Origin of the sequence: Kamptonema animale CS-326, assembly GCF_028330895.1 — a bacterium.
Lineage (GTDB): Bacteria > Cyanobacteriota > Cyanobacteriia > Cyanobacteriales > Microcoleaceae > Kamptonema > Kamptonema formosum.
Window position 1 is genome coordinate 1 of the sequence record NZ_JAQMUA010000005.1, and the last position, 10,272, is coordinate 10,272.

Sequence of the window (10,272 nt, forward strand, 5' to 3'; positions counted from 1 at the left end):
CCCGCTCCCCTGCTCCGCGATCGCGCCACTAGCGGCAGGTGTTATTGCTAAACTTACTCCTAAGAGCACTAATAGCCAATTGTAGTATTTATGTAATATAATCGATGGTAAAGGCATCCGGCGTTCCTCCGCGATTGGTGCGATCGTAGGCTTGCTTATTAGACTTATCAGTAACTTCTGTCGTATAGTTTATAATAGGGATTCGACTGCTTGTCTAAATCCCTATTAGGGATTCAAACCATGAACAAAATTGTAGTAGGCCTCTCTGGTGGGGTAGATAGTTCGACAGCAGCCGCAATTTTACACCATCAGGGCTATGAGGTGGTGGGATTGACTCTGTGGCTGATGAAGGGTAAGGGTCAGTGTTGCTCTGAGGGCATGGTTGATGCAGCCCAGATTTGCGAACAATTAGGCATTCCTCATGAGATTGTGGACAGCCGGGATCTGTTTCAGGCAAGTATTGTAGATTATTTGGTGGAGGGTTACGGCGCGGGAATTACGCCGCTACCTTGTTCGCAATGCAATCGGACTGTGAAGTTTGGCCCGATGTTGCGCTATGCTCGCGAAAAGTTGGGAATTGAGAAGATTGCGACTGGTCACTACGCTCAGATTAGTTACGATGGGTCAGTAGATCGCTATCAATTACGGCGGGCTGTGGATTCTACGAAAGATCAGTCTTATTTCTTGTACGATTTGACACAAGAAATGCTGGCGGGTTCTGTGTTTCCCTTGGGGGATATTGCGAAGACGGAAACTCGGCGGATTGCGGCTGAGTTTGGGTTGAAGACTGCTGATAAGGCGGAAAGTCAGGATTTATGCTTGGTGGAAAGTAACGGTTCCATGCGGGCATTTTTGGACAAGTATATTGCGCCGCTTAAAGGTGACATTGTTGACAAAGATGGGCGCGTGTTGGGTCAACATGATGGGATTCAACATTATACGATTGGTCAGCGGAAGGGTTTGGGGATTGCATGGGCGGAACCGCTTTATGTGATTGGTTTAGATGTGGCCCGAAATCGGGTAATTGTGGGCGATCGCGCTTCTGCTGCACAAAATGAGTGTACTGTCAACCGGGTTAATTGGGTTTCGATCGCAGAACCAGGGGCTCCAATCCGGGCGGAAGTACAAATTCGCTATCGATCGCACCCTGTACCAGTGAGTGTGATTCCTTTGGCAGATGCTAGGGTAAAGTTGATTTTTGATGAGCCGCAGTTTGGTATTACCCCTGGACAAGGGGCCGTTTGGTACGATGGAGATATTTTACTAGGCGGCGGGATTATTGAGAGTCAAGGTTAATAAGTAGGGCGGCTGTTGTCCGCCCTATTTTAATTTGGGAGTGCGATCGTAACTGGAAATAAAAATTAGTTATAGCCAACGAGGTAAAAGAATTCTCTCTGCTGGTTATTGATACAAAAACTATAGGCGATAGATAGAGCGAGGATTTGAGCGTTTATTTTCTCACAAAATGGCTGAAATCAAGATTTTTGGTACAAAGTCTGATGCTATAAGTATCCCCGATTATTTTCTACCGAGGGTGACAGAAAAGGAGTAACTTCATGTAAGTTCGGATAACCTTATAACTCGATCAATTCTTCCACTAGCGCCCTGATTTCAGCGGCCGCTGCTCCTTTAGGCTCTGTTTCTAACACCGTACACCCAATAGTTGCTGATTCTGCGAATGCCACACGCTGACAAATAGCCGACTTCAAAACTGGAATTTGATACCCAGAAAGGGCTTCTGCTACATCCCGCCCAATAGATGTATTAACTATTTTACGATTAATAACAAATACCGATTTCAGCCAATCTTTATAAACAGAAGCTTCTCGGATCAAGCTAATTACCTTTTCTGTTGCCCAAATATCGTAGGGCGAAGGTTGGACAGGAATGAGTACAATATTAGAAGCCATGATCGCAGAACGAGCTAAGTCTGAGACTCGCGGCGGGCCGTCAATCACTACATGGCTGTAACTCTTAGCGATCGCAGGTAAGTCCCGGTGGATCGTAGGACGGTCTAAACCTACCACAGAGAAAGGTAAATCGCTAGTTCTAGCCGCCGCCCAATCTCGTGCAGAACCTTGAGGGTCAGCATCCACAAGCAGTATCCTACCACCGCGCAAAGCCAAGGCATGGCTGATGTGAACGGCGATCGTTGTTTTCCCAACGCCTCCCTTTTGGTTTTGAACTGAGATAATCATGCCGTATTTATCAAAACTTTTATTTACTTTAATACATTAAACTATATTCGTAGCCAATATTTAATAGAAAGCAGTTTTCAAGCTAAAAGTATGGGAGAGAATCCCCGATCGGGCAGGTAGGGTTTGCCCTCAACTGAATTGAAATCTGCTGTAACTTTTAGCTAATAAAACAACTGACAATGGATTTTCTACTCAAACCCTTTCATTACGAGTTTTTCAGCCGCGCCTTATTAGTAGCAATGATGGCAGGTCTATTGTGCGGCGTAATTGGGGTTTATATTACAACCCGCCGGATGAGTTACATTGCTCACGGTCTATCTCATGCTATTTTGGGCGGTGCCGTATTGAGCTACGTTTTAGGTTTGAATTTCTACATAGGCTCTGGAATTTGGGGATTTGCCTCAGCCTTATTAATTCAATATTTAACTGGACGCAAAATCTATTCGGATGCTGCTATTGGTATTGTCACAACTGCTAGCTTTGCTTTGGGGGTAGCGATTATTAGTAGTTCTCGGAAATTCAGTCAAAACTTTGAAGCCGCACTGTTTGGAAATGTCCTCGGTGTCACTCCCGAAGATTTGTGGATTGTCGCCGTAGTAACTATTATTTTGCTCAGTCTAGTTTTCATCTTTTATCAACCTTTACTATTTTGGTGTTTTGACCGAGAAGTTGCCCAAGTTCACGGCGTACCTGTCAAAGCAATGGATACGCTTTTTGCTTTAATGCTAGCAACCTTACTGGTGACAACATTAAATATTTTGGGAGTAACATTAATTATTTCGGCTGTGGTAATTCCAGCTTCGACTGCAAGGCTTTTGAGCGATCGCTTTAGTTATATAATGTTGATTTCAGGCGGGCTAGGAGCTGCGATCGCTTTCGTTGGTGTCTACCTCAGCTACCACTTTGATATTGCTTCGGGAGCTAGTGTTGTCCTGCTATCCACCTTGGTATTTGGTGGCGTTTTACTTGCTACTGGTTATCGCCAAAGCCGCAAACAATATCTACCTCCTATTCACACAAAATAACTTACTTTTGCCTATTTCCAACCTCTACTGTCGTATAACTTTGGAGAATTGGTATTACTTTTTATACCAAGCTTGTCGCCACTGTTTCATTTGCTCAATTTCTTTCTGTTGTGAAGTCAAAATATCTTGGGATAAGTTCTTGATTTCGGGTCTATTGGACTTGATTAATGCGTCTTTAGCCATTACTAACGCTCCCTCATGGTGAGGAATCATAGCATTGATAAAGCGTAAGTCAAATTGAGCATCAGCAACACCTAAGTCCATACTCATCATCATGCTATTCATTTGCTCAGGAGTCATTGTCATGTTATGACCCATCTTAGCGTCGTAAGCTGTTGGCGTACTGCTGGCTTTTGGATACCAAGCGGTGCGCCATTGTTTCATCTGATTGATTTCTTTTTCCTGAGCTTTAATAATGTCGCCAGCTAACTTTTTAGTCTCAGCGCGTTGGGATTTATTAAGTACCTCTTGAGCCATATTCACCGCGCCTTGATGATGTTGGATCATTGCATCAATAAATCGTAAATCGTAGTCTGCATCTGCCGGGCCTAAGTCCATAGACATACTGTGGTTCATGCCACTCATGCCGCTATTCTGTACTGTCTCCTGCTGATTATTCACTGAGGTTATTGCGGGTGTATTTGAGGGTTGAGATTGGCTTGAGGGAGCATTAGAACAACCGGCGAGTATTCCTCCAGCAAGGGCGGCTACGGCGGTGAAAGTTAATGCTACAAAGCCAGTTTTTAAGGATATAAGTTGCATCGAATTTTAGCTCCAATTAAAAAAATACTTTTACTCCTCTTAGTGTTGAGTATTGCACTTAAATATGAAATTAGGATGAAATTATTGACTCTACTCTATAAAAAATCATTGGTAGACTCTAAGTTAAATACGATATAAATTCTAATTTTATTTGAGCAGAAATTTAACAAAGGGAGCTGTGTAAAGCGATTGCAACAAAACTTAATATTTAATTGCGGTTTCCCCCTTGACTCTCCTGTTGACTGGAGAGTACAAGATGGAGCTAGTTCAATGAGAAAGCAAATCGATGGTTACTATGACATTACAGCTCAAAGTGCCCAAAATGGCTTGTTCTGCTTGTGTAAACACGATCGCTAAAGCAGTCCAAAGTATTGACCCAGCCGCTAATGTTGAGGGCGATCCTAAGACCAAATTGGTCAAGATTCAAACAGTTAAGTTTGAAAGTGCAATTAGGGAAGCGATCGCAGACGCAGGCTACCCTGCTGCTTAATTTAACAGTTAACAGTTAACAGTTAACGGTTAACTGTTAACTGTTTTGGAATAATTGCGGAGGTCAATAATGGATAATGCTCGATTAAAATTGCGAGGAATGAGTTGTGCTTCTTGTGCTAATAGCATTGAAGAAGCTATTCTTTCTGTTCCAGGTGTGAGAGAATGCAGCGTCAACTTTGGTGCTGAAATTGCCACTGTCACCTATGACTCCGAAAAAACTGATATTAAGACAATTCAGAATGCAGTAGATGTGGCGGGATACGCAGCTCAACTCATCCAAGCACAGGATATATTTAGTACAAATAACGATGCTGAAGAACGAGAAAAACAGGCGGAAACTCAACAGTTACTCCAAAAAGTTTGGATAGGTGGGATTGTCAGCACCATTCTTTTAATTGGATCGTTGCCAATGATGATCGGACTTCCCATCCCTTTTATTCCCGAATGGATGCACAATCCTTGGCTGCAATTGGTATTAACTACACCAGTACAGTTTGGGTGTGCTCGTAGTTTCTATGTTAATGCTTGGAAAGCTCTAAAACGTCATGCTGCAACAATGGATACTTTAGTAGCAGTGGGTACTGGCTCTGCGTATCTTTACTCTATCTTTGCAACTTTTTCTCCGAGCTTCTTTACGTCTCAAGGCTTAAGTGCTGATGTTTACTATGAAGCATCTGCTGCGATTATTACTTTGATTTTGGTGGGAAAATTACTAGAGAGTCGCGCGAAAAAGCAGACCTCAGAATCCCTCCGCAAATTGATGGGATTACAACCAAAAACAGCTCGTGTTATTCGGAATGATGAAGAGATCGATATCCCAACTGCTGAAGTAGTTTTGGATGATATAATTCTAGTACGTCCTGGTGAAAAAATTGCAGTTGATGGCGAGATTGTGGAGGGTTCCTCTACCATTGATGAGGCGATGGTAACAGGGGAAAGTATACCCGTAAAAAAACGACCAGGTGATGAGGTAATTGGAGCCACAATTAATAAAACTGGTAGCTTTAAATTCCGAGCTACGCGAGTTGGGAAAGATACATTTCTAGCACAGATTGTGCAATTAGTACAGCAAGCACAGGGTTCCAAAGCACCGATTCAAAGATTAGCCGATCGAGTGACGGGATGGTTTGTACCTGTGGTGATTGCGATCGCGATCGCGACTTTTATCCTTTGGTACAATATCATGGGTAACATCACGATTGCGTTGATTACTACTGTGAGCGTTCTGATCGTTGCTTGTCCCTGTGCTCTGGGTTTAGCTACGCCAACTTCAATCATGGTGGGAACAGGCAAAGGTGCAGAAAACGGCATTTTAATTAAAGGAGCAGAAAGTCTAGAATTGGCGCATAAATTGCAAGTAATAGTTCTCGATAAAACAGGGACAATTACCCAAGGAAAGCCGACTGTTACTGACTTTGTAGCTATTAATGGCACTGCTAATAGTAATGAGTTAAAGCTAATCTCTTTAGCAGCAGCAGTTGAACGAAATTCCGAACACCCTCTGGCTGAAGCTGTTGTGCAATACGCGCGAGCGCAAGGTGTGGATTTAACAGAATCTCAGGAATTTGAAGCGATACCAGGTAGTGGCGTACAAGGGTATGTCTCTAATCAATTCGTGCAGATTGGAACCCATCGCTGGATGCAAGAACTAGAGATTAATACTAATCCCTTACAGCAACACTGGGAGCGATTGGAATATCTTGGGAAAACAGTAATTTGGCTGGCAGTCGATGGTAAGATGGAAGGAATTATGGGGATTTCAGATGCGGTTAAACCTTCTTCTATCAATGCAATTCAAACTTTGCAAAAGATGGGTTTAGAAGTAGTGATGTTAACTGGAGATAATCGCCGCACTGCTGAAGTAATTGCCCGTGAAGTTGGCATTAAACGAGCGATTGCAGAAGTTCGCCCGGATCGAAAAGCTGCTCAAGTAAAAAGTCTGCAAGCAGAAGGTAAGATTGTCGCAATGGTTGGAGATGGTATTAATGATGCGCCCGCACTGGCTCAAGCAGATGTGGGAATAGCAATTGGAACGGGAACAGATGTAGCGATCGCAGCTAGCGATATTACCTTGATTTCTGGCGATTTGCAGGGAATTGTCACTGCAATTCAACTATCTCATGCCACAATCCAAAATATTAAACAAAATCTGTTCTTTGCCTTCATCTACAATGTGGCAGGTATCCCAATTGCGGCGGGTCTTCTCTACCCGGTGTTTGGCTGGCTATTGAATCCGATAGTTGCGGGTATGGCGATGGCTTTTAGTTCGGTTTCTGTAGTCACAAACGCATTACGATTGCGAAATTTTTCATCAAATAGAACTTACGCAAAGAAACGGGGTTTCTCTGGAAAATCTCAGCTTATCAATTAGATATCTACTCAACTAGATATTTAAGAAAAGCCCGATTTCTGTTTTTAATCACGATTGGAGAAAAAATTATGCTTAATCAAGTTTTATTTTTCAGAAAGTTAGCAGTATTGGGATTGTCAATCGGCATAATTTCCCTTTCAATATCAGGCGCGATTGCCGCAGACAGCCATTCTAATTCCTCTAATAACTCTGCTCAGGAAACTGCTCAATTTCGCTCGATTGAACAACCATTAGTGAATAAGGTTGCAGTCACTTTGGGCGGATTAGGGCTAATTGGTTTAGAGCTTTGGTGGTTTTTGTTCAGTAAATCTAAATCTCTGAAAGACGATTGATAGGCGATTACTTTTCAAGATTTACATTTTGGGTTATGGCGCAAGCTCAAAGGTTAAGTAGAAGGAAGAAGGAAGAAGGAAGAAAAAAGAAAAATTTAGTTATCTAGGAGAGAAGGAAGAAGGATTTAGTTACTTGCTTGGGTTTAAAATAGCAATACTGAACAAAAATCACCTATGCGCCTGACATCTCTTGACGTTTTTCGAGGAATTGCGATCGCTTCCATGATTCTTGTCAATAATCCTGGGAGTTGGGATTACGTCTATCCTCCGCTAGACCATGCAGAATGGAATGGTTGCACGCCTACAGACTTAATATTTCCTTTCTTCCTCTTCGCTGTTGGTGCGGCGATGTCTTTTTCCTTATCGAAATATACGGAAGAAAACCCACCGAAATCGACAGTTTATTGGCGCATTTTACGCCGCGCAACCTTGCTTTTTCTATTAGGTTTACTGCTTAATAGCTTCTCAATTTTTCTGGACGTACTTCTCAATGGTTCCCCAATTGAGAATTTTGGTAAAATCCGTATTTTGGGAGTATTGCAACGCATTAGTTTAGCTTATTTCTTAGCCGCGATCGCAATTCTCCATCTCTCCTCCCGCAACCTGCGAATACTCGCAGCTACGCTACTTTTAGGCTACTGGGGTGCATTAACCTTAATTCCTGTTCCCGGTTACGGCGCAAACCTCCTGACTCCAGAAGGCAATTTAGGCGCATATATCGATCGCCTAATTCTCGGAACCCAACACCTCTACCGTCAAGGACAATACGATCCAGAATCACTACTGGGCACATTACCCGCGATCGCCACAGTCCTAGCGGGTTATTTTACAACTCAATGGCTACGAGTTCAACCAATCAAAACTCGCACTACTTGGAATTTAGTAATATTCGGCCTCGCTTCCCTAACAATTGGTCAACTTTGGGGATTCTGGTTTCCTATTAACAAACAACTCTGGACAAGTTCTTATGTTCTTTTCACCGCAGGCTGGGCCATCTTATTACTTGCTATCTGCTATGAAACAATTGAAGTCCGTCGCTGGCAATGGGGACGACCTTTTGAAATCATGGGATTAAATGCAATCTTTGTCTTTGTGGCTTCCGGTTTTGTCGCCAGAATCTTACTCAAAACTCACATTGGCAGTGGTGAAAAGCCTCCAACAACCTATACTTGGATTTACGAGAACTTTTTTCGACCTTGGGCCGGCGCGATGAATGGTTCCCTCGCTTTTGCCCTAACTACGGTATTATTTTGGTGGGTTATTCTTTATCTAATGTATCGGCGCGGCTGGTTCTTAAAAATTTGATAATTGTTAACTGTTAACTGTTAACTGTTGTTACCGAGGTAAATTATTAATTAGTTTAGCACCACTTATCTTTATAAGTTTCGATGAATTTATAAAAAAATGCCCGTGTTGTCTCTGGTAATCCTTCCAGCGTATTTTGTTGTAAAAAGCACGTTGGAGATGGTACACACCAGTCAGGAGGCGTTCCGTAAATGATATCGAAAGTGCGCCGAGGAATACTGGCAATATAATTACCACGATGAATTCCCCATGCGTCAAAAAATACACCATCTCCCGGTTGAAGATTAATGCTTTGTGCATTGGGCATATAAGCGAAGTTTTTCTCCATACCATTTAATCCTTTCCTAATTTCAAGTTCTTCTGGAAAATCCCAGCGCTTGTGGGAACCAGGTACGTACTCTAAATTATTATCACGGAGAAAACTAATGTGGAGGTGAATGCCAATAGTGTTTTGCATTCTTGCTTTTTCAGTTTCCTCATCTGGCGCGTCAAATTGCTGGTCGCGATGCCAATCTCCCCTGCGAGTATAGCTGGCTGGATTAAAGAAATATTGCGTATTGTAAAACAAAAGCTCTCGCTCAGATATTTGATATAATAGGTTAATAATTTGGGGATTAGCAATAGTATTTAATAAAAATTGAAGCTGACTATGGTAATTAATAAAATAACGTTCTTCAGTTAAAAAAGCCATATTTGTGAAGTTAGCAGCTTCTTCGGGAGCAAGGGATTCCCTTACCCATTGTTCCCAAATGCGATCGCAAATTTTTTTAAGCTCGTCAATCTGTATAACATCTAATAGTTGTGGGATAATAACATAGCCATATTCATCCCATTGGGCTTTAATAGTTGTTGGATTCATTTCTCAATTAAATAATGGGTCAATTTCGACTTTTGTATTATATCCACCTACTCAGTAATTTCTGCCTCGATCGTGTCAACTGTCAGCCGTTAGCATTAAAATTAAGAAAAGTTACACGAACAGGAAGGCTCTGTCAATGATTCCAACAGTTATCGAACAATCGGGTCGCGGAGAACGGGCCTTTGATATATACTCGCGGCTGCTGCGCGATCGCATCGTCTTCCTCGGACAGCAGGTGACATCTGACCTGGCCAACCTAATCGTTGCCCAACTGCTATTTTTAGACGCAGAAGACCCAGAGAAAGATATTTATCTCTATATCAACTCACCAGGGGGTTCAGTCACCGCAGGGATGGGTATTTTTGACACCATGAACCACATCCGGCCAGAGGTTTCGACGATTTGTCTTGGTTTAGCGGCCAGTATGGGTGCTTTTCTCCTCAGCGCAGGTGCCAAAGGTAAACGGATGACTCTGCCTCATTCCCGGATTATGATTCACCAACCTTTAGGCGGTGCCCAAGGTCAAGCAACTGACATTGAGATTCAGGCGAAAGAAATTCTTTACCACAAAAGACGCTTGAACGAACATTTGGCGGCCCACACTGGTCAACCTCTCAGCCGGATTGAGGAAGACACCGAACGGGATTTCTTCATGTCGGCAGCAGAGGCAACGGAATATGGTCTTGTCGATCTAGTGATTGACCGCCGCCCTTCCGCTACGCGCCCCATAGTTGCTGTCCCTAGTTAGTTACCGATCTCAATTTAATCAGGACTTAGGCAGCGATCGCGTAACGCCGCCGTCCCGGTGGTAAAAATACCGCCCAGAGGGCGGCGTTACGAATATCGTCCTAATCCCGTCATTACTGGAATCTTTGATTCTATTCCCATCTTCCCCCTCTCCCCCATCTCCCCCATCTTCCCCATCTCC

The 10,272-nt window shown here is 43.0% G+C and carries 10 protein-coding genes; 7 read left to right on the forward strand and 3 right to left on the reverse strand.

The annotated features are described in order from the left end of the window. Positions 1-240: 240 nt before the first annotated feature. Complete coding sequence (gene mnmA, locus PN499_RS00090; RefSeq protein WP_272029553.1) at positions 241-1,296, forward strand: tRNA 2-thiouridine(34) synthase MnmA; 1,056 nt, start codon at positions 241-243, stop codon at positions 1,294-1,296. A gap of 278 nt (positions 1,297-1,574) precedes the next feature. Here the strand turns inward: mnmA and parA are convergent, their stop codons facing one another. Continuing rightward, positions 1,575-2,198 (reverse strand): ParA family partition ATPase, encoded by a 624-nt coding sequence (gene parA / locus PN499_RS00095; protein WP_272029554.1) that lies wholly within the window; start codon positions 2,196-2,198, stop codon positions 1,575-1,577. A gap of 179 nt (positions 2,199-2,377) precedes the next feature. Between parA and PN499_RS00100 the strand changes: the two genes are divergently transcribed. Further along, positions 2,378-3,223, forward strand: a complete 846-nt coding sequence (locus PN499_RS00100; protein WP_272029555.1) for a metal ABC transporter permease — start codon at positions 2,378-2,380, stop codon at positions 3,221-3,223. Positions 3,224-3,277: 54 nt separating this feature from the next. Here the strand turns inward: PN499_RS00100 and PN499_RS00105 are convergent, their stop codons facing one another. Further along, the gene (locus PN499_RS00105) at positions 3,278-3,985 is read right to left on the reverse strand and encodes a DUF305 domain-containing protein (protein ID WP_272029556.1); all 708 of its coding nucleotides are present in this window, start codon (positions 3,983-3,985) and stop codon (positions 3,278-3,280) included. A gap of 286 nt (positions 3,986-4,271) precedes the next feature. Between PN499_RS00105 and PN499_RS00110 the strand changes: the two genes are divergently transcribed. The 4 genes from PN499_RS00110 to PN499_RS00125 all read left to right on the forward strand — a co-directional run bounded on the left by PN499_RS00110 (position 4,272) and on the right by PN499_RS00125 (position 8,485). Next, positions 4,272-4,475, forward strand: a complete 204-nt coding sequence (locus PN499_RS00110; protein ID WP_465249954.1) for a heavy-metal-associated domain-containing protein — start codon at positions 4,272-4,274, stop codon at positions 4,473-4,475. A gap of 69 nt (positions 4,476-4,544) precedes the next feature. Beyond that, the gene (locus PN499_RS00115; RefSeq protein ID WP_272029558.1) at positions 4,545-6,848 is read left to right on the forward strand and encodes a heavy metal translocating P-type ATPase; all 2,304 of its coding nucleotides are present in this window, start codon (positions 4,545-4,547) and stop codon (positions 6,846-6,848) included. Between the two features lie 68 nt (positions 6,849-6,916). Further along, complete coding sequence (locus PN499_RS00120) at positions 6,917-7,180, forward strand: hypothetical protein (protein WP_272029559.1); 264 nt, start codon at positions 6,917-6,919, stop codon at positions 7,178-7,180. A 174-nt stretch (positions 7,181-7,354) separates the two neighbouring features. Then, positions 7,355-8,485 carry an acyltransferase family protein gene (locus PN499_RS00125; RefSeq protein WP_272029560.1) on the forward strand — a complete coding sequence of 377 codons (1,131 nt, stop codon included), beginning with the start codon at positions 7,355-7,357 and terminating at the stop codon, positions 8,483-8,485. 55 nt (positions 8,486-8,540) lie between these two features. On the opposite strand, the gene PN499_RS00130 is transcribed toward PN499_RS00125, so the two are convergent. Continuing rightward, positions 8,541-9,344, reverse strand: coding sequence for a phytanoyl-CoA dioxygenase family protein (locus tag PN499_RS00130; RefSeq protein WP_272029561.1), 804 nt, complete (start codon positions 9,342-9,344; stop codon positions 8,541-8,543). Positions 9,345-9,444: 100 nt separating this feature from the next. Between PN499_RS00130 and clpP the strand changes: the two genes are divergently transcribed. After that, positions 9,445-10,092, forward strand: a complete 648-nt coding sequence (gene clpP / locus PN499_RS00135; protein WP_272029562.1) for an ATP-dependent Clp endopeptidase proteolytic subunit ClpP — start codon at positions 9,445-9,447, stop codon at positions 10,090-10,092. Positions 10,093-10,272 lie beyond the last annotated feature (180 nt).

Excerpts from the sequence above, each read along its gene's own strand:
- mnmA (WP_272029553.1), top strand. The coding sequence starts at position 241 with ATGAACAAAATTGTAGTAGGCCTCTCTGGTGGGGTAGATAGTTCGACA.
- parA (WP_272029554.1), bottom strand. The coding sequence starts at position 2,198 with ATGATTATCTCAGTTCAAAACCAAAAGGGAGGCGTTGGGAAAACAACG.
- PN499_RS00100 (WP_272029555.1), top strand. The coding sequence starts at position 2,378 with ATGGATTTTCTACTCAAACCCTTTCATTACGAGTTTTTCAGCCGCGCC.
- PN499_RS00105 (WP_272029556.1), bottom strand. The coding sequence starts at position 3,985 with ATGCAACTTATATCCTTAAAAACTGGCTTTGTAGCATTAACTTTCACC.
- PN499_RS00110 (WP_465249954.1), top strand. The coding sequence starts at position 4,272 with ATGGTTACTATGACATTACAGCTCAAAGTGCCCAAAATGGCTTGTTCT.
- PN499_RS00115 (WP_272029558.1), top strand. The coding sequence starts at position 4,545 with ATGGATAATGCTCGATTAAAATTGCGAGGAATGAGTTGTGCTTCTTGT.
- PN499_RS00120 (WP_272029559.1), top strand. The coding sequence starts at position 6,917 with ATGCTTAATCAAGTTTTATTTTTCAGAAAGTTAGCAGTATTGGGATTG.
- PN499_RS00125 (WP_272029560.1), top strand. The coding sequence starts at position 7,355 with ATGCGCCTGACATCTCTTGACGTTTTTCGAGGAATTGCGATCGCTTCC.
- PN499_RS00130 (WP_272029561.1), bottom strand. The coding sequence starts at position 9,344 with ATGAATCCAACAACTATTAAAGCCCAATGGGATGAATATGGCTATGTT.